At 71.0% G+C, this 17,243-nt stretch carries 17 protein-coding genes and 1 tRNA gene; 8 read left to right on the forward strand and 10 right to left on the reverse strand.

Annotated elements, in window-relative coordinates; translation table 11 throughout:
- Positions 1 to 31: 31 nt before the first annotated feature.
- The 4 genes from N5875_RS06175 to N5875_RS06190 all read left to right on the forward strand — a co-directional run bounded on the left by N5875_RS06175 (position 32) and on the right by N5875_RS06190 (position 5,010).
- Positions 32 to 1,645: a long-chain fatty acid--CoA ligase gene (locus tag N5875_RS06175; protein ID WP_338492157.1), complete on the forward strand. Its 1,614-nt coding sequence runs from the start codon at positions 32 to 34 to the stop codon at positions 1,643 to 1,645.
- A gap of 362 nt (positions 1,646 to 2,007) precedes the next feature.
- Positions 2,008 to 3,030, forward strand: a complete 1,023-nt coding sequence (locus tag N5875_RS06180) for a hypothetical protein (protein ID WP_338492158.1) — start codon at positions 2,008 to 2,010, stop codon at positions 3,028 to 3,030.
- Positions 3,027 to 3,599: a potassium channel family protein gene (locus tag N5875_RS06185; RefSeq protein WP_318209646.1), complete on the forward strand. Its 573-nt coding sequence runs from the start codon at positions 3,027 to 3,029 to the stop codon at positions 3,597 to 3,599. The genes N5875_RS06180 and N5875_RS06185 overlap by 4 nt, the downstream gene beginning before the upstream one ends.
- Positions 3,600 to 3,633: 34 nt before the next feature.
- Positions 3,634 to 5,010 (forward strand): chloride channel protein, encoded by a 1,377-nt coding sequence (locus N5875_RS06190; protein WP_338492160.1) that lies wholly within the window; start codon positions 3,634 to 3,636, stop codon positions 5,008 to 5,010.
- Between the two features lie 12 nt (positions 5,011 to 5,022).
- Here N5875_RS06190 and N5875_RS06195 read toward each other — a convergent pair whose 3' ends face one another.
- Together N5875_RS06195 and N5875_RS06200 are read right to left on the reverse strand one after the other, a co-directional pair.
- A complete protein-coding gene (locus N5875_RS06195; RefSeq protein ID WP_318209648.1) occupies positions 5,023 to 5,316 on the reverse strand; it encodes an SHOCT domain-containing protein in 294 nt (97 codons plus the stop codon).
- Between the two features lie 35 nt (positions 5,317 to 5,351).
- The gene (locus N5875_RS06200) at positions 5,352 to 5,780 is read right to left on the reverse strand and encodes a DUF6325 family protein (RefSeq protein WP_338492161.1); all 429 of its coding nucleotides are present in this window, start codon (positions 5,778 to 5,780) and stop codon (positions 5,352 to 5,354) included.
- A 224-nt stretch (positions 5,781 to 6,004) separates the two neighbouring features.
- On the opposite strand from N5875_RS06200, the gene N5875_RS06205 reads away from it, so the two are divergent.
- On the forward strand, positions 6,005 to 6,256 hold the full coding sequence (locus N5875_RS06205) for a hypothetical protein (protein WP_318209650.1): 252 nt from the start codon (positions 6,005 to 6,007) through the stop codon (positions 6,254 to 6,256).
- Between the two features lie 299 nt (positions 6,257 to 6,555).
- Here the strand turns inward: N5875_RS06205 and N5875_RS06210 are convergent.
- Positions 6,556 to 6,629 (reverse strand) — tRNA-Pro (locus N5875_RS06210).
- A 601-nt stretch (positions 6,630 to 7,230) separates the two neighbouring features.
- Here N5875_RS06210 and N5875_RS06215 point away from each other — a divergent pair.
- Positions 7,231 to 8,439, forward strand: coding sequence for an acyl-CoA dehydrogenase family protein (locus tag N5875_RS06215; RefSeq protein WP_338492163.1), 1,209 nt, complete (start codon positions 7,231 to 7,233; stop codon positions 8,437 to 8,439).
- A gap of 102 nt (positions 8,440 to 8,541) precedes the next feature.
- Here N5875_RS06215 and N5875_RS06220 read toward each other — a convergent pair whose 3' ends face one another.
- The 6 genes from N5875_RS06220 to N5875_RS06245 form a co-directional block, all read right to left on the reverse strand.
- A complete protein-coding gene (locus tag N5875_RS06220; RefSeq protein WP_318209652.1) occupies positions 8,542 to 9,114 on the reverse strand; it encodes a GAF domain-containing protein in 573 nt (190 codons plus the stop codon).
- The gene (locus N5875_RS06225) at positions 9,111 to 9,734 is read right to left on the reverse strand and encodes an ATP/GTP-binding protein (protein WP_030313744.1); all 624 of its coding nucleotides are present in this window, start codon (positions 9,732 to 9,734) and stop codon (positions 9,111 to 9,113) included. The genes N5875_RS06220 and N5875_RS06225 overlap by 4 nt, the downstream gene beginning before the upstream one ends.
- Positions 9,712 to 10,083 (reverse strand): DUF742 domain-containing protein, encoded by a 372-nt coding sequence (locus tag N5875_RS06230; RefSeq protein WP_318209794.1) that lies wholly within the window; start codon positions 10,081 to 10,083, stop codon positions 9,712 to 9,714. Before N5875_RS06230 ends, N5875_RS06225 begins: the two co-directional genes overlap by 23 nt.
- A gap of 2 nt (positions 10,084 to 10,085) precedes the next feature.
- Positions 10,086 to 10,520: a roadblock/LC7 domain-containing protein gene (locus tag N5875_RS06235; protein WP_030313740.1), complete on the reverse strand. Its 435-nt coding sequence runs from the start codon at positions 10,518 to 10,520 to the stop codon at positions 10,086 to 10,088.
- Between the two features lie 5 nt (positions 10,521 to 10,525).
- Positions 10,526 to 12,472, reverse strand: coding sequence for an ATP-binding protein (locus N5875_RS06240; RefSeq protein ID WP_338492165.1), 1,947 nt, complete (start codon positions 12,470 to 12,472; stop codon positions 10,526 to 10,528).
- 393 nt (positions 12,473 to 12,865) lie between these two features.
- A complete protein-coding gene (locus N5875_RS06245) occupies positions 12,866 to 14,161 on the reverse strand; it encodes an MBL fold metallo-hydrolase (RefSeq protein ID WP_338492167.1) in 1,296 nt (431 codons plus the stop codon).
- A gap of 243 nt (positions 14,162 to 14,404) precedes the next feature.
- Here N5875_RS06245 and N5875_RS06250 point away from each other — a divergent pair, with 243 nt between their 5' ends.
- On the forward strand, positions 14,405 to 15,601 hold the full coding sequence (locus N5875_RS06250; RefSeq protein WP_338492169.1) for a Glu/Leu/Phe/Val dehydrogenase dimerization domain-containing protein: 1,197 nt from the start codon (positions 14,405 to 14,407) through the stop codon (positions 15,599 to 15,601).
- 64 nt (positions 15,602 to 15,665) lie between these two features.
- On the forward strand, positions 15,666 to 16,328 hold the full coding sequence (locus tag N5875_RS06255) for a TetR/AcrR family transcriptional regulator (protein WP_338492170.1): 663 nt from the start codon (positions 15,666 to 15,668) through the stop codon (positions 16,326 to 16,328).
- An 82-nt stretch (positions 16,329 to 16,410) separates the two neighbouring features.
- Here N5875_RS06255 and N5875_RS06260 read toward each other — a convergent pair whose 3' ends face one another.
- Positions 16,411 to 17,178 carry an SIMPL domain-containing protein gene (locus N5875_RS06260; protein WP_338492171.1) on the reverse strand — a complete coding sequence of 256 codons (768 nt, stop codon included), beginning with the start codon at positions 17,176 to 17,178 and terminating at the stop codon, positions 16,411 to 16,413.
- Between the last annotated feature and the right edge of the window lie 65 nt (positions 17,179 to 17,243).

Consider the following 17,243-nt stretch of genomic DNA (forward strand, 5'->3'; position numbering starts at 1 on the left):
CGCTCGCACCGACACACCCTACGGAGACCCCATGCTCAACCTCGCCGTCGTGCTGGAGAACAGCGCCCGCGCCGTACCCGACCGCACCGCCATCGTCCTGGGCGACCAGCGGCTCACCTACGCGGAGCTGGACGCGGCCGCCAACCGCGTGGCGAACCTCCTCCGCTCGCGCGGTATCGAGCCGGGCGACAAGGTCGCCCTGTCTTGCCCGAACCTGCCGTGGTTCCCGATCGTCTACTACGGCATCCTCAAGGCCGGCGCGGTGGTGGTACCGCTCAACGTGCTGCTCAAGGGCCGAGAGATCGCCTACCACCTGGCCGACTCCCAGGCCAAGGCCTACTTCTGCTTCGAGGGAAGCGCCGAACTCCCGCTCGGGCAGGAGGGCTGGTCAGGCTTCGGCGAGGCGTCGGACTGCGAGCACTTCTTCGTCATGACGGCAGCACTCTCCGGCGACGCCCTGAGCGAGGGCGCCGAGAGCCTCACGGCGGCGCTGGCCGGTCAGCGCGGGGACTTCGAGACGGCGACCACGGAGCCCGGTGACACCGCGGTCATCCTGTACACGTCCGGCACCACCGGGCGGCCCAAGGGCGCCGAGCTCAGCCACTCCAACGTGATGCTCAATGTGCTGACCTGCCACAAGCTGTTCGGCGAGGTGGAGCACGACGTGCACCTGATCGCGCTGCCGCTGTTCCACTCCTTCGGCCAGGTCGTGCAGATGAATGCCGGCCTCGCGTCAGGGGCCACGCTGGTGCTGCTGCCACGCTTCGATGCCCGGGCTGCCCTCGCCCTCATGCAACGCCACGCCGTCACCTTCTTCGCGGGCGTCCCCACCATGTTCTGGGCTTTGCTCGAATCGGACGCCTCCGACGTGGACCTGCCGCAGATCGCCAAGAACCTGCGCATGGCGGGCTCGGGCGGCTCCGCGCTCCCGGTGGAGATCCACCGCCGCTTCGCCGAGCGATTCGGCGTCACGATCCTGGAGGGGTACGGTCTCTCGGAGACCAGCCCCGCCGCCACCTTCTCGCCACGAGGGGAGCCGGTGCGCCCCGGCTCCATCGGGCGCCCCGTCTGGGGCGTGGAGGTGGACCTTGTCGGCAAGGACTGGACCCCGGTCCAGGGCGCCGACGCGATCGGGGAGATAGTCGTCCGTGGGCACAACGTGATGAAGGGCTACTTCAACCGGCCCGACGCGACCGCCGAGGTGATGCACGACGGCTGGTTCCGCACCGGTGACCTGGCCCGCCGCGACGCCGACGGATGGTTCTACATCGTCGACCGCGCCAAGGACATGATCATCCGTGGTGGCTTCAACGTGTACCCGCGCGAGGTCGAGGAGGTACTGCTCACGCACCCCGCCGTGAGCATGGCGGCCGTGATCGGCCTGCCGGACGCGCGCCATGGTGAGGAGATCAAGGCCTGCGTGGTACTCACCCCGGGATCGGCGCTCTCCGAGGTGGAGTTGATCGCCTGGTGCAAGGAGGAGATGGCGGGCTACAAGTACCCCCGTCTGGTGGAGTTCTTCGATGTCCTGCCCACCAACGCCACGGGCAAGATCCTCAAGCGCGAGCTTCGGGAGGCGGGTACGGCGGAGGCCGGCGCCGTCGTCACCGGGGAACGCGCCGCGGAACTGCTGCAGGCGAACTGAGTCAGCGGGTGGCGTTCATCCGACCGGCCGTATGCGGCCGTGCGGCTCCCGGCTCGTGTCATCCGGTGGCGCCATGACGGTGGCGCCACCGAAGGGCGGCGCACGGCGTGGCTCCGGTCGCGGGAGCTGGAAGGAGCGCCTTTGCTGGACTGGCGGCGGGTGCTCCGTCGCTCGCGACCACCCGCGGAGTGCTCTTGCAGGAGATCCGTATGGAACCTCAGCCCATCCGGCCGGATCCTTCACACGGCACGCCCTCTCCGGAAGGGCAACCGATCGAGTTGGCGGATCTGCAGCGCCGGATCGCGGAGCTGGAGGGAGGCGGGAGGCCGCGTCGGCATCGGGGGCGGTCGGTACTGTCCGCTGTGCTGGTGATCCTGGCCGCGCTGCTGTCCGTTCTGTCGGTCGTCGCGGTATGGGCCGACAGCATGGTGGCGGACACGGACCGATATGTCGACACCGTCGCGCCGCTGGCTCGGAACCCTGCGGTGCAGACGGCGGTGACCAACCGGGCCGCAACAGTGATCCTTGAGCAGATCGACGTCAAGGCCCTGGTGGGAGAGCTCTCCACGGCGGCACAACAGGGCGGGGCCCCTCCTGCTGTCGCCAAGCTGGTCGGAGAGCTGAGCGGCCCCATCGTGGATCGGGCCAAGGACGAGCTGGTGAGATCCGGCTTCTCCCGCGCCGCGCGCATCCCTGAGGTGCACAGCGACTTCGTGGTGTTCTCCTCGGACGAGCTCGCCAAGGTCAAGACGTACACCCGGATCCTCCAGATCGTCGGCTCATGGCTTCCGGTGGTCACCGTGCTGATCGCCGCGGCAGCAGTTCTCCTGGCGGCCCACCGTCGGCGCGTCCTGGTGACAACGGCGCTCGCCGTGGCCTTCGGGATGCTGCTTCTCGGTGTGAGCCTGACCGTCTTCCGCGGTATCTACCTCGACCGTCTGCCGGCCGAGGTTTCGCAGGACGCGGCGGCGGCCGTGTTCGACGCACTCGTCAAGTTTCTGCGGGCCACCATCCGTGCCGTCGCCGCCGTCGCCCTGGTGACAGCCTGCGGCGCCTTCCTGACCGGGCCTTCCCGCGCGGCGGTCACGATGCGGCGGGCATGCGCCAGTGGCATCGCGTCCATGCGCGGCGTCGCCGGCTCGGTCGGCCTGCGGCTCGGTGCGGTGGGTCGCCTCGTACACCGCCACAAGCGCTGGATCGGCGGCCTCATCCTGCTCACCGCCCTGATCGTCCTCGTCACCTGGTCGTATCCGAGCACAGCGGTCGTCCTGTGGATCGTTGCCGCGGTCCTGGCAGCCTTCGCCGTGCGCGAATTCCTCGACGATGCGGGCACGGCGGACGCGACCGCCCGGCAGAACGGCGAGAAGGAACCGCGACCCTCATGAGTACACCGCCGGAGAGTGACCGCGGCCGGCCGTTTCGCCCGCACCACGTGCGCCTGCTCCTGCCACTCCTGCGTTCCACGGTCGTGGTGGCGGTGGCCACCACGGCGTACTACCTGCTCCCCCTCGACCGTGATCTCGACCAGCACGCGGCCGCGGCGCTCGTCCTGGGGCTGTTGGGAATCGGCACACTGCTGACCCTGCAAGCGGTCAGCATCATCGGTTCATCACACCCTCGGTTGCGTGCCATCGAGGCTCTGACCACCGCGGTCCCCCTCTTTCTTCTGCTGTTCTCGGCCACGTATTTCCTGTACGCGCAAAAGCAAGCAGTGCCCTCCTTCTCCGAACCGCTCAGCAGGAACGACGCCCTCTACTTCACGGTGACCGTCTTCGCCACTGTGGGCTTCGGTGACATCGTGCCCGTCTCCCAGACGGCTCGCGTGCTGACCACACTCCAGATGGTGGCCGACCTCGTTCTCGTAGGCCTGATCGCGAAGGTGATGGTCGGAGCGGTACGGATCGGGTTGGAGCGACGTCAGTCCTCCACGGCACCCGAGCAGCACGAGCCATGACGTCCACGTCCCCCAGTCCCGAAGGACGGAATCCATGACGGCGCCGAACGCCCACCCCTCCCCCTCCGAGGAGCCCGAGGGGGCCACAGAGGCCGACCGCTTGCGGGATCTCCTGCGTACACCCGCATACAGCAAGCTCTTGGTCTTCAGCGCTCTCATCGGCGTCCCGATCTCCCTGGCGGCCTTCTGGTTCCTCGTCGGCCTGCACGAGCTGGAGCACGTGATGTGGGCGGACGTGCCGAAGGCACTCGGCTGGGACACTCCGCCGGCCTGGTGGCCGCTCCCGCTGCTCGCCGTCGCGGGCGTCGTCGTGGGGCTGGTGGTGACCCATCTGCCCGGCGCGGGCGGTCACGTCCCGGCGTACGGCCTGCACGCAGGAGGTCCCTCGGCGGCTGCCCTGCCAGGGGTGGTCATCGCCGCGGCCGCGAGCCTGCCGCTCGGTGCCGCCCTCGGCCCGGAGGCGCCCCTGATCGCACTCGGCGGTGGTCTGGCCCTGCTCTTCCGGCGTCTCGTCCGCGCCCCGGCCACCCCACAGAGCACCGCACTGCTGGGTGCGGCCGGCGCGGCCGCGGCCATCGCCGCCATCTTCGGAAATCCGCTCATCGCCGCGGTGCTTCTGATCGAAGTGGCGGGCGTGGGCGGTCCACAGTTGTTCGTCGTCATGCTTCCCGCGCTGCTGTCCAGTGGTGTGGGAGCGGTGGTGTTCACGGGCTTCGGACGCTGGACCGGCCTCGAGACGGGCAGTCTCACCGTCCACTTCCCCACCGCTCCCCCACGCCTGGACACCGGCGACGTGGTGTGGTCGATCGTGCTGGCGGCAGGCGTGGGCGCGCTGGTGCACCTGATGATCATCGGCGGCCGGCTGACCGCCGCTTTCGTGTCGGCCTCTCCCCTCGTCAGGACCATGATCTCCGCGGTCGCCGCCGGGGGTTGCGCCGCCCTTTACGCGCTCGTCACGGGCCGTTCCCCGGCCGAGGTCGCCTCGTCCGGCCAGGCCACGCTGGCCGGACTCGCTTCGGATCCACATGCCTGGGGCGTGGGCGCCCTACTGGCCGTCCTCCTGTTCAAAGCCGCCGCGTACACCCTGTGCCTGGGCAGCCTCCGCGGCGGGCTGGTGTTCCCCGTTCTCTTCCTGGGCGCGGCGGCAGGCGTGCTGCTCGCACCGCTGCCTGGCCTCGGGGTGATCCCCGGCGCTGCCGCGGGCATGGCCGCGGCAGCCGCAGCCGCCCTGCGGCTTCCGGTCAGCAGCGTGGCCCTGGTGGTCCTGGTACTCGGGAACGCCGAGACGATCCCCGTCGTGATCTTGGCGGCCGTGACGGCCTTCGTCACCGCCGAACTGCTTCCGCCGGGCCCTTCGGCCGCGACGCGCCGCCCGCGCGAGAAGAGTGCGGGCGGCGGTGTGAGGGCCTGATCCCCCGGACGTTCAGGATTCGAGGATGCGGCGCTTCTGGTCCTCGAACTCGGCTTCGGTGAGCACCCCTTGCTCCTTGAGCTGACCGAGCTCCTTCAACTGAGCGATCTTCGTTTCCATCGACGGTGCGGCTGCGGGTGCGGGTTCCGGAGCGCTGCGGGCCTGTGGTGCCGGCGCCGCGGCGGGCTGCCCGTAATCCTGTTGCGCCCATCGGCCGGCCTGACGGCGCGACACCCGGTTGGAGACGGCGGTGGCGGTACCGGAGATGACTGCGGTGCGGGCGACCCCGCGGAGTAGACCAGGCATGACAGGTGTCCTTGTCATCGGGCGGGCGTCGGCCGCTAGGAGGCGGACTGGGTCTCGGCGGCTTCCAGAGTCGCCAGGAGTTCCTCGGCAGGGATCCTTCCGTTGGCCACCATCCGGGCTCCGCTGCGACGCAGGGCCGCCGCCAGCGGTGCGGCCCACACGTTCTCGTACACGATGACGCCCGCGGAGTTGCCCGGTTCGAGGACGGCGGCGGCCTCTTGGAGGTCGTCCTCGCCGAGCAAGCCGGAGGAGGCCCCCTCGAACACGGCCAAGTCGAGTTCCCCGTCGCCGTCCATGTCGGCGAGTTTGAGCGCTCTGACCGATCCGTCTTCGTCTTTGCGGACGAAGGAGAGGTCGAGGACACGGATGATGTGCCGGTCGACGAGGTCGAGCAGGAGAGGCAGGCCTTCGCCGGTCATGCGATTACCAGGGAACTCCAGGATCAGGTAATCGACAGGTCCCATCTCAGAGAATTCATCGACGCTCATACCGACTCCTCGCCTGGTGGCCTTCACTTCGGATGGAGCGACAGGCGCGTCCCGGCCCACCGCGCTCGTTACCGCCTTCAATTCCAACACCGCAGGACCCCGCACGCACCTTCGCGGCGGCTGTCGGCCACGGCTGTGGACGTGGCCGAGACCGGCGCACATCCTCGATTACGGCACCGCGAACATGGAACTCGCGCTCCGTGGACTGGAGCTCAAGACTCTCGACCGTCAAGAACACCATCGCCGTCCTCGTACGCGTCATGGAGCAGGCAGTACGCGATGGCCTGACCAAGGTCAACCCGGCCCGGGTCAGCGGCTGGCAGCGTCAGTACCAGCACGTCCGCCGGCAGACCACCCCCGCCCGCGGCGGACTCGTCGACAAGGCCACGAAAGGCAAGCGCGCCCGCAAGGTGCCCCTCATCGAAGACGTACGACCTGCTCGCGGCCGGTGACAGCCCGGACGCCCGGCTCTTCTTCGGCCCTCGTGGCGGATCCTGCGCAAGATCGCCGGGCACGGCTCGCTGACCACCACCCAGCGCTACCTACACCCCGACGCAGACCAGATCACCGCAGCCGGTGCCGCGCTCTCCGCGCACCTCATGGTGCTCCGTGCACCTCGTTCGCTGCCTGTCACGGCAGTCACCGCCGTCTGACCCCGGCGACCACCTTGGCCCCCAACTGGTCCCCAAAAACGATCAGGGGCCGTATCGGATGCTTCCGATACGGCCCCTTGACCCACGACTTCGAAAAGTCGGGACGACAGGATTTGAACCTGCGACCCCTTGACCCCCAGTCAAGTGCGCTACCAAGCTGCGCCACGTCCCGTTGCCCGTCTGACCTGGGGTTTCCCTCGGCCGGACGCGCATGAGAACAATACCGCACTTTCCCCGGTGCTCACGAACCCTTTCCGGCGCCCCAAGGCGGGCGCACGTGAGGAGTGGGACGATCACTCTCCGTGACCAGCCTGTGCACCGACCTGCACACCGAGGGGTGCCCCCACGCGCCTCCGGAGGGACGTGCGAGCGGCGCCCCGAGGGGCCGAGGGGCGTGCCACCCCGCGTGCCACCTGGACAGGGAGAAGAGCGGAAGGCTTCCGGAATGTCGCTTCTTTGGGGATGAAGGTGCTCATGTGGCGAGGAAGGCGCTCTCATGGCCATATGCCCGTGGCTTGGTTGCCCATGGCACGTGGCAGAAAGATGACCCCCCGGAATGTCCGGCGGATCGGGCCCAGCAGGCCAAGACCACACGAAACACAGTCCGTTTCGATCGTCAACCGTTCGGGTTTCGGACAAAAATCGTGGCGATATTGATCCCTCCCAGAAAGATCAACACCATGAAGTGGTCGGCCTGTTCGGGACGGGACCACTGCCGATGCACCACCTGACCGGAGAACCGGTCAGGCGATTCGCAGGGGAGAGGCACTCGCATGGACAGCTACTTCAGCAGTCGCCTGCATCATCGGCTCAGGGAGACGGTCCGCGACTTCGCAGAGCGTGAGGTTCGGCCGCTGATATCCGAGATGGAAGAGTCCCGTACGGTGCACCACGAGCTGTCCCGGCTGATCGCCGAACAGGGCTGGCTGGGAGCCACGATCAGCCAGGAATACGGCGGCATGGGCGCCGGCCACCTGGCCAAAACCATCATCATCGAGGAGCTCTCCCGGGTCAGCGGCGCCATGGGCGCCATGGTCCAGGCCTCCCAGCTGGGCACGGCCAAGATCGTCCACTTCGGCAGCGACGAGCAGCGCAAGACCTGGCTGCCGGCGATCGCCGCGGGCGAGTGCCTGCCGACCATCGCGGTCACCGAGCCCGAGTCCGGTGGACATGTCCTCGGCATGAGCGCCAGCGCGGTACGGGACGGCGACGACTACATCCTCAACGGCAGCAAGGTCTACGTCGGCAACAGCCACGTCGGCGATCTGCACGGAGTCGTGGTCAGGACCGGTCCCGGTTCGAAGGGTCTCACCGCGTTCCTGGTCGAATCCGATCGCCCGGGGTTCAGGACCGGCCCACAGCAGGAGGCCATGGGCCTGCACGGCTTCAGCTTCGGCGAGCTGATCTTCGAGAACTGCCGGGTTCCGGCCGCCAACCGCCTCGGCGACGAGGGCGACGGCCTCTCCGTCGCGTACTCCTCCAGCGTCCTGTACGGCCGGGCCAACCTCACCGCCGTCTCGCTCGGCATCCACCAGGCGATCCTGGAGGAGACCACCCGCTTCGCCTCCGAGCGCATCCGGTACGGCAAGCCGCTCCACGACCTCCCCACGGTCAAGCTCAAGCTGGGCCAGATGCAGTCCCGCCTCATGACCGCCCGGCTCGCCGCGTACCACGCCGTGCACCTGCTCGACCAGGGACTTTCCTGCGACACCGAGCTGATGAACGCCAAGCTCGTCAATGTCGAGTCGGCGATCGACTCCGGTCGCAACGCGATGGAGATCCACGCCGCCGCCGGTCTCTTCACGGACCGCGCCATCGAGCGGTACCTCCGTGACGCGCATCACATCTTCGCCCCGGCCGGCACCTCCGACATCCAGCTCCTGCGGCTGGCGGAGGTCGCCCTCGGCCAGGACAAGGGCAGTTGGTCGGAGCGGCTCTCCGAGCTGGTCCGCACACCGGATCTCGAGCCCGTCCACGCCTGACGTCCGGGCTCACCCCTGCGAGCCCCACGTCCCGACATGCCGGGAGCCCCGGTACGGCCGTCGCCGTACCGGGGCTCCCGGCATGTCGTCACGGGGTGACGGTCAGAACATGCCGTCCTCACGACGGTTGATCTGCTCCATCAGCTCGGCCGCCATCGCCTTGATCGTCTCGAGCCCGGCACGCCCCCACGGCCGGACGTCGGTGTCGACCACGCAGATGGTGCCGAGCGCGACACCGGTGCGGTCTATCAGCGGCGCCCCCATGTAGGAGCGGATGCCGATCTCGTCCACGACCGGGTTCCCCGCGAAGCGCGGGTAGTCGCAGACGTCCTCCAGGACGAGCGCCTTGCGACGCACCACGACGTGCGGGCAGTAGCCGTGGTCGCGGGCCATGAAACGGCCCACGCCGCCGGCGCCGGCGGCGGCCGCGCCCAGGTCGCTGCCCGAGTGGGTGCCCTCGGGGGTGTGCAGCCCGGCGAAGAACTGCCGGTTCTCGTCGATGAAGTTGACCATCGAGAACGGGGCTCCGGTCACGTCCGCGAGCCGGTGGGCGAACTCGTCGAACGCCGGCTCCGGCCGCTCCCCCAGACCGAGTTCGCGCAGCCGCTGCACCCGGGCCGGCGCGTCCTTGTCAATGGGGGTCAGCAGGAGGTGACCGGTGGGGTCGTACGTCATGGCGTGGCTCCGTAGCTCGGCACGGCGGCCGGGATGGTGGTGAGCAGATGCTGGACGAGGGTCAGCAGGGTGCGGATGCCGGAGCTGGAGATCCGGGCGTCGCAGAGGACGACCGGTACCTCCGGCTTGAGGTCGAGCGCGGCCCGTACCTCGTCCGGCTCGTAGCGGAAGGAGCCGTCGAACTCGTTGACCGCCACGACGAACTGGATGCCTCGCCGTTCGAAGAAGTCCACGGCGGAGAAGCACTCCTGGAGCCGGCGGGTGTCGGCCAGGACGACCGCCCCGAGCGCGCCCTCGGAGAGTTCGTCCCACATGAACCAGAAGCGTTCCTGGCCGGGGGTGCCGAAGAGATAGAGGACGTGGCGGTCGTCGAGCGTGATGCGGCCGAAGTCCATGGCCACGGTGGTCGTGGTCTTGGACTCCACGCCCTCCAGGCTGTCGGTGGCGGCGCTGACCGAGGTCAGCAGTTCTTCGGTGCTCAGCGGTTCGATCTCGCTGACCGCGCCCACGAGGGTCGTCTTGCCCACGCCGAAGCCGCCCGCCACCAGGATCTTGAGCGCGGTGGGGAACGGGTCGGTCGCGAAACTGTCGTGGCGCTCAGAGCCGTTGTCGTAGGCCATCGAGCACTGCCTCCAGCAAGGAACGGTCGGTTGGGTTGGCGTGGAACCGGGGAGCGCGGGCGGTGAGCGCCCCGCAGTCCACGAGGTCGGAGAGCAGGACCTTGGTGACCACGGCGGGCAGCCGTAAGTGCGCCGCGATCTCGGCCACGGAGGTGGGTCCGCCGCACAGCCCGAGGGCCAGGCTGTGCTCCGGACCCATGTGGGCCTGGGGTGACGATCCGGTCGCCATCACCATGGACAGCAGGTCCAGTGCGGTGGTCGGCTTGGTCCTGCCTCCGCTGACGGTGTACGGACGGATCAGCCGGCCGGCCGCGTCGTCGAGCCAGGGCCCTTCCTGGGGGGTCGTCACGTTCACTGGCCGATGCCGCCCACCGCTCCGGCTGCCTGCCGGGCGGGGGTGACCAGGTACGGCCGGACGCTCTTGACGAGCATCGCCATCTCGTACCCGAGGACCGCGGCGTCCGCCTCGCGGCCGGCCAGCACCGCCAGGCAGGTGCCGGAACCCGCCGTGGACACGAACAGGAGGGTGGAGTCAAGTTCCACGACCACCTGCCGCACTTCGCCGCCGTCGCCGAACCGGGCGCCCGCGCTGCGGCCGAGGGAGTACAGGCCGGAGGCGAGGGCCGCCATGTGGTCGGCGGCGTCGGGGTCGAGGCCGTGGACGGATTTCACGAGGCCGTCGGAGGAGAGCAGAACGGCGTTGCGGGTGTACGGGACCCGCTGGACCAGTCCGCTCAGCAGCCAGTCGAGGTCCGAGGAATGGCCGGTCGGCACATTGCTCGCCATGGTGTCTACTCCTTGTGCGCGTCGCCTGGACGCAGCGATTCATGGGGGGCGGGCTGGGACTCGGCGAGACCGATGCCGCGCTGGAACGCGGCCATCAAGCCGGGGTCGTGCAGGGCGTGCTCCTCGGGCTTGCGGGCCACGGGCTCGTCGCGCAGCTGCGGGACGATGTGCTCCTGGGCACGCCGCTTGGGGAGCACGGGTCGGCCGTTGGCCTCGGGCGCCTGGGGGAGCGGCGACAGCAGGGAGGCCGGCGGGCCCGAGGGTTCCGCTCCGGCCGTCTGCGCCGGAACCGCGGACGTCCGGCCGGAGTCCGCGTAGCCGTGGGTCCGCTCGGTGGTACGGGGGTAGCTGAGCGGGTCGTGGGCGGGGGTCTCCTCGTGGCGGACGGCGGTCCGCTCCGGGGAGGGTACGGAGTGCGGTGCGGGTCCGGTGGTGGCCGTCGTGCTCATGGCCGCGGGCGCGGGCGTCTGGGGGTGGGCCGGTGCCGGGGCGGTCATGGGTGCCGTCATCGGCGGCGTCATGGGTGCGGTCATGGGCACCGTCGTGGGTGCCGGGGCCGTCGCCGGGGCGGCGACCGCGGGCGCGGGCTGCGACGACGCGTGCGACGGCGCCGCCGGCTGGGGCTGCATCTGCACCTGGTTCGGCGGGACCGCGGAGGATCCGGCGGTCGCGGCGGCCTGGCGCTCGTGCTGGGCGAGCCCCTCGGGGTCGGCTCCGAGGAGGCCCTGCGGGAGCACGAGGACGGCCTGGACGCCGCCGTAGATGTTGGACTGGAGTCGTACGGCGATCCCGTGGCGGCGGGCGAGGGCCGAGACGACGAAGAGTCCGATGCGGCCGTCCTGGAGCAGATGCGCGACGTTGACCTGGTCGGGGTCGGCGAGCAGGGCGTTCATCTTGTTCTGCTCGGTGACGGGCATGCCGAGACCGCGGTCCTCGACCTCGATGGCGAGGCCGGCCGTGACGTACTGCGCGCGGAGCAGCACCGTGGTGTGCGGTGCGGAGAACAGCGTCGCGTTCTCGACGAGTTCGGCGAGGAGGTGGATGACGTCGGCCACGGCATGGCCCCGGAGCGTACCGTCGATCGGGGGTACGAGCTTCACCCGCGGGTACTGCTCGACCTCGGCGATGGAGGAGCGCAGCACCTCGGTCATGGTGACCGGGTTCGACCACTGGCGGCGGGAGATGGCGCCGCCGAGCACGGCGAGGTTCTCGGCGTGCCGGCGGATGCGGGTGGCCAGGTGGTCCACGTGGAACAGGCCCTTGAGCAGCTCCGGGTCCTCGACCTCGTTCTCCAGCTCGTCGAGGAGCTGGATCTCGCGGTGGACCAGGGACTGCAGGCGCCGGGCGAGGTTGACGAAGACCTCGACCTTCTGTTCGTTTCCGACGCTGCTGGAGAGCCGGGACGCCTGCACGACGGCTGCCACGGCGGCCTCGTGAGAGCGTGTCAGCTCCTGGGAGAGCAGGTCGAATTCGTCGCCGGACGCGGTGCCGGTCGGCAGCGCGGGGCGGGGCGGCAGGCCCTCTCCCTTGCGCAACTGTTCGACGATCGTCTGCAGTTCGGTCTGGCCGCGGGCGCTGCTGCGGCGCAGGGCGTTGCAGCGGTCGAGGACCGCCTTGGCGGCCCGGTCCGCGCCGAGCGCCGCGGCCGTCACGGAGGCCACCGTGATCGCGGCGGCTCCGGTGAGCGCGGCCCAGAGGCCGGGCGTCGGGGTGGCGCCGGTGGAGCGGATGGTGAAGAGCACGGCCGCGGCCCCGCCCAGTGCCACCGCGATGGCGGGAAGCACGGAGGTGCGGAGGAGTTGGGGGCGTATGCGGGCTTCCATCGTGTGCGACGTGGGGGGCTGCGTCGGGGGGTTGCTACCGGTACCGGGGGCGGGGCGGGCGCCTGACCGGCCGTGCCGCCCGCCCTCGCGTCGATCGGACCGCGAGGCGGGTGCGCGAAGTTGAGACATGAGTGTCCTTGGTACGTACGTGCCCAGGAATCGGCGTACTGCGGGTGAGCTACGGGGGTGGACTACGGGGGGGTACTGCAGGGGGTGGTTCACAGGGTGTGCGACGTGCGTGCGAAGAGCCTACCGATGATCACCAACCACACACTGTAGTCGTCAACCGTTCATGTGCGGTGCGCAGTTGGCAAACTTACCCGTAGACCGGCCCGCTCTGGTATTGCCCCTGACATGACAGGCCGAGAAGCTTCGGCCGAAACTCGACGTCGCGGCGCGCAAGGGGCGTTGAACACCGGGAACGGAAGAGGGCGGAGGCGTTCTCACACCTCCGCCCTCTGCGGAAATCGTCCCCGACCGGAATCCGGGGAGGGATGCGGACCGCCCGGCCCGCTCGCGGCCTCAGGGGGTCCGCGCCGCCTCCGGAGCACCCCGGCCGGTGTCCGTACCGGGTTCGCCGGAAGTCCGCCCCACGTCCACGCCGGTGTTCGCGTCCGCGTTTGCGCCCTCTTTCCCGCGCGACACGCCGGTGAGTGGACCGTCACCGTCGGTGAGAGCCGGCGTCGTCCAGCCGGCGGAGGGGATACGGGCCACCGAACGCCACCAGGGGCTGTCGGGCAGCCGTTCGGCGCCCGGCTCGAAGGGCTCGCCCGGGATGGGCAGGGCGATCCGCTGGGCGGCTCCGGCGGCGGCCTCGACGGTGCCCTCCCCCGGCTCCGCCCACGGGTGCGGGGCGAGGTTGAAGGTGCCCCAGTGGATCGGCAGCATCACCCCGGCGGGCCCGCCGCCCTGGAGGTCCAGATGCGCCCGCATGCCCTCGGCGGGGGTCATGTGGATATCGGTCCAGAACTCCGAGTAGGCACCGATCTGGATCATGGTGGCGTCGAAGGGGCCGTGGGCCGCGCCGATGTCCTTGAATCCGGAGAAGTACCCGGTGTCCCCGCTGTGGAAGATCCGGTGGGAGGGCCCCGTCACGACCCAGGAGGCCCAGAGCGTCAGCTGCCGGTTGCGCAGTCCGCGGCCGCAGAAGTGCCGGGCCGGGGTGGCCGTGAGCCGCAGCTCGCCGATCTCGGTGGACTCGTTCCAGTCCAGCTCGCGCAGCCGGGAGGCGGGCACCCCCCAGCGCTCCAGGTGGGCGCCGACGCCCAGCGGCACGGCGAAGACGGTGTCGGTGGTGGCGAGCGCCTTGATCGTCGGCAGGTCGAGGTGGTCGTAGTGGTCGTGCGAGATCACGACGACGTCGACCGGGCCGAGGGCGGCGAGCGGGGCGGGCACCGGGTGGAGCCGCTTGGGGCCGACGAAGGGGAAGGGGGAGCAGCGCTCGCCCCAGACCGGGTCGAAGAGCACCCGGTGGCCGTCGATCTCGGCCAGGACGCCGGAGTGTCCCATCCAGGTCAGGCGCAGCCCGGTGGCCGGGGGCCTGGACAGGTCGGCGACCGTGGTGGGGTGGACCGGGATCGTGCCGGTGGGGGCGCGGCGCGAGCGGGCTTCCTTGTCGAAGTAGATCTTGGCGAATTCGACACCGGAACCCGAGGGGCCGCGTCGGGCGGGTTCGGGGTTCTGGAAGATCCCGTCCGCGAAGTTCGGCGAGCGGTGGATGCGGGCGAGGCGCTCGCCCGTGGGGTCCGCGCCGAAGGACTCGGGGCGCAGCGCGCGCAGCCGGGCCCGTGGCGAACGGTCGGAGCCGGTACCGGTCACAGGACCTCCTGATCTCTGGGGGGTCGTTCCATTATGAGCGGCCCGCGCCGCGAACGGTCGGGGCGGTCAGCCATACTGAACAGTCATTCAGTATGTCCGCGCGGTCGCACCGGCCGCCCGGCCCGTATGTCCGCCCGGTCGCACCGGCCGCCCGGCCCGTACGTCCGCGCGGTCGCACCGGCCGCCCGGCCCGTTCGGCCCGTCCGGCACCCGGCCCGCCCGCACCTCCCGAGGAGATGTCCGATGAGTTCCGCCCCGTCCGCCCCGTCCGCCCCGCTGCTTTCCGTCGGCTGGACCGACCACGTGACCGGTCGCCGGGGCCATCTCGTGGTCGACCGGCTGGTGCGCGGAGTGGCAAGCGGCGGCCTGCGGATGCGGGAGGGCTGCACGGTCGAGGAGGTCACCGGGCTCGCCCGCGGGATGACCATGAAGGAGGCCCTGCACTACGACCCGAAGGCCCGGTACGTGCCGCTGGGCGGCGCCAAGGGCGGCATCGACTGCGACCCCCGCTCCCCCGAGGCGTACGGCGTGCTCGTGCGCTATCTGCGGGCGATGCGGCCGTACGTCGAACGGTTCTGGACCACTGGGGAGGACCTGGGGCTCACCCAGGACCTGGTGGACCGCGCCGTGGCCGAGGCGGGTCTGGTCTCCTCGGTGCAGGCCGTGTACCCGCTCCTGGACGACGAGGCGGCGGCCCGCGAGCGGCTCGCCGACGCCTTCGCGATCGAGGTCGACGGCATCGGTCTCGACGAGCTGGTCGGCGGTCTCGGGGTCGCCGAGTCGGTCCTCACCGCCCTCGACCGGGCCGAGCGGGCGTACGCCGGGACCCGGGTGTCGGTGCAGGGGCTCGGCACGATGGGCGGGGCGACCGCCCGGTTCCTGGCGCGCGCCGGGCTGCGGGTGGTGGCCGTGGCCGACGTCCGGGGCACGATCGTGAACCCGGACGGCCTCGATGTCGAGGCGCTGCTCGCGGCCCGGGACGCCCACGGCGCCGTCGACCGCTCCGCGCTGCGGCCCGGCGACCGGGAGGAGCCCGGGGACGCCTGGCTCGCGGCCGGGGCGGAGGTACTGGTCCCGGCGGCCGTCTCGTACGCGATCGACGCCGGGAACCAGGGGCGGATCACGGCCCGCTGGATCGCCGAGGCGGCGAACATGCCGGTCCTGCCCGAGGCCGAGGAGGCCCTCGCCGCGCGCGGGATCACGGTGCTGCCCGACGTGGTGGTGAACTCGTGCACGAACGCCTGGTGGTGGTGGACGCTCTTCGGCGACATCGAGGCCGACGCCGAGCAGGCCTTCGCCCGGGTGCGCGGGGCGATGCGGACGCTCGTCGACGGCATCCTCGACCGGGCGGAGGCGGACGGCACGAGTCCGCGCGCCGCGGCGCACGCGCTGGTGGACGAGCGGCTGCCGCGGATCGCCGAACGCTACGGCTGGTACTGAGCCCCCGCCGCCCCGGTGCCGCTGACGATCATGCCCGCGTCATGTGCTGTGTAAGGTGCGTGGCGTGGCGAGAGTGCGGTTGAGCGTGGCCGAGCGGCGGGAGGAGCTGCTGCGGGCCGCCGTCGAGCAGATCGAGGTTCGCGGGGTGGCGGCCGTCCGGATCGCCGACGTGGCCTCGGCGCTCGGGGTGAGCAACGCCCTGGTGCTCTACCACTTCTCGTCCAAGGAACAACTGGTCGCCGCGGCCTTCGCTCATGCCGCCGAGGCCGACCTCGCCCATCTGCGCCGGCTCCTCGGGCGCCGCTCCAGCGCCGTACGCCGCCTCCAGGCCGCCGTGCGCTGGTACGCGCCGACCGGACAGGCCAAGGGCTGGCGGCTGTGGATCGAGGGCTGGGCCGCCTCCTTGCGCGACCCCGAGTTGCGCCGGGTCGCCGCCTCCCTCGACAAGGAGTGGAAGGCGGCACTGACCCGGGTGATCGCGGAGGGGGCCGAGGCCGGGGAGTTCCGCTGTCCGGACCCGGCGGCTGCCGCCTGGCGGCTCACCGCCTTCCTCGACGGTCTGGCCGTCCAGACGACGGCCTACGCCGGCTCGCTCACCCGGAGCGCGATGCTGCGCTGGGCCGACGCCGCCCTCGCGCGCGAGCTGAACCTGCCGGACGAGGGTGAGGGCGTCGGGGAGCACGCGGATGCGGGCCGGGGCGTCGACGACCTGCCGTCCGGCACCTGAAGACCGGTTCGGACATCGGGCCGCCCCGTCGGCCGCTCGAACGGGGTCACACCAGCTCGAGGACCCCCCGCATCGCACCGGGTCACACCAGCTCGAAGACCGCCGAGACCGTGACCTGCTCCTCGATCTCGCCGGGGGCCAGCGGGACGCTCGCCTCGTCGTGGGCGACGCCGGGGGCGGCGCCGGGGCCGGGGCGCGTGGACTCCCCCTCGCTGAGCGAGACCAGCCGGCCGAGCCGGTGGCCGCTGAGCCGGGCATGCTGCGCCGCCTTGTCGTACGCGTCCTGGTAGGCCGCCTCGCGTGCCTTCACCCGCAGGGCCGAGGGGTCGGCGACGTCGAAGACGACACCGTTGATCCGGCCCGAGTCCCCGGTGGCGTCGTTGACGGCGCCGATGACCTGCCCGGCCCTGTCGATCTTCCGGACCTTCACGGAGAAGGACTGCCCGGCCTGGTAGCCGGTCACCTTGCTCTCGCCCTCGGCGTTCTGCGTGTAGACCGGGGACAGCGTGAGGCTGTCGGTACGGATGTCCCGGTCGGCGATCCCCTGCTTGTCCAGCACGGCGAGAAGGGCCTCGGCGGCGGTGTTCTGCGCGGCCATCGCCTCCTTCGCAGTCTTGCGGGTGGCCTCGACCCCGACGGAGAGGATCGCCAGGTCGGGCGCGGCGGACGCGCGGCCGTGGCCGGTGACGGTGACCGTGGCGGGCGCCGCCACCCGGACGGCACGCGGGGCCGTCCGCTCGGGCGCGGCGGCCAGGGCGGGCGCCGCGGTGCCGACGAGCAGGCCGCCGAGCACGGCGGTGGCGGCGAGCAGACGGGCGGTACGGGCGGCGCTTGGCCGGCGGATCGTCACGGGCGGTCCCTTCGAGGCTGGGTGCCGGGGCTCCGGCGGGCACATCCCAGCACCCGTCACCGCCG

The organism is Streptomyces sp. SJL17-4, from assembly GCF_036826855.1.
Lineage (GTDB): Bacteria > Actinomycetota > Actinomycetes > Streptomycetales > Streptomycetaceae > Streptomyces.

What these genes read in the sequence shown, in the direction of transcription:
- N5875_RS06175 (WP_338492157.1), top strand. Translation starts at nt 32, where the DNA reads ATGCTCAACCTCGCCGTCGTGCTGGAGAACAGCGCCCGCGCCGTACCC.
- N5875_RS06185 (WP_318209646.1), top strand. Translation starts at nt 3,027, where the DNA reads ATGAGTACACCGCCGGAGAGTGACCGCGGCCGGCCGTTTCGCCCGCAC.
- N5875_RS06190 (WP_338492160.1), top strand. Translation starts at nt 3,634, where the DNA reads ATGACGGCGCCGAACGCCCACCCCTCCCCCTCCGAGGAGCCCGAGGGG.
- N5875_RS06195 (WP_318209648.1), bottom strand. Translation starts at nt 5,316, where the DNA reads ATGCCTGGTCTACTCCGCGGGGTCGCCCGCACCGCAGTCATCTCCGGT.
- N5875_RS06200 (WP_338492161.1), bottom strand. Translation starts at nt 5,780, where the DNA reads ATGGGACCTGTCGATTACCTGATCCTGGAGTTCCCTGGTAATCGCATG.
- N5875_RS06215 (WP_338492163.1), top strand. Translation starts at nt 7,231, where the DNA reads ATGGACAGCTACTTCAGCAGTCGCCTGCATCATCGGCTCAGGGAGACG.
- N5875_RS06220 (WP_318209652.1), bottom strand. Translation starts at nt 9,114, where the DNA reads ATGACGTACGACCCCACCGGTCACCTCCTGCTGACCCCCATTGACAAG.
- N5875_RS06225 (WP_030313744.1), bottom strand. Translation starts at nt 9,734, where the DNA reads ATGGCCTACGACAACGGCTCTGAGCGCCACGACAGTTTCGCGACCGAC.
- N5875_RS06235 (WP_030313740.1), bottom strand. Translation starts at nt 10,520, where the DNA reads ATGGCGAGCAATGTGCCGACCGGCCATTCCTCGGACCTCGACTGGCTG.
- N5875_RS06240 (WP_338492165.1), bottom strand. Translation starts at nt 12,472, where the DNA reads ATGTCTCAACTTCGCGCACCCGCCTCGCGGTCCGATCGACGCGAGGGC.
- N5875_RS06250 (WP_338492169.1), top strand. Translation starts at nt 14,405, where the DNA reads ATGAGTTCCGCCCCGTCCGCCCCGTCCGCCCCGCTGCTTTCCGTCGGC.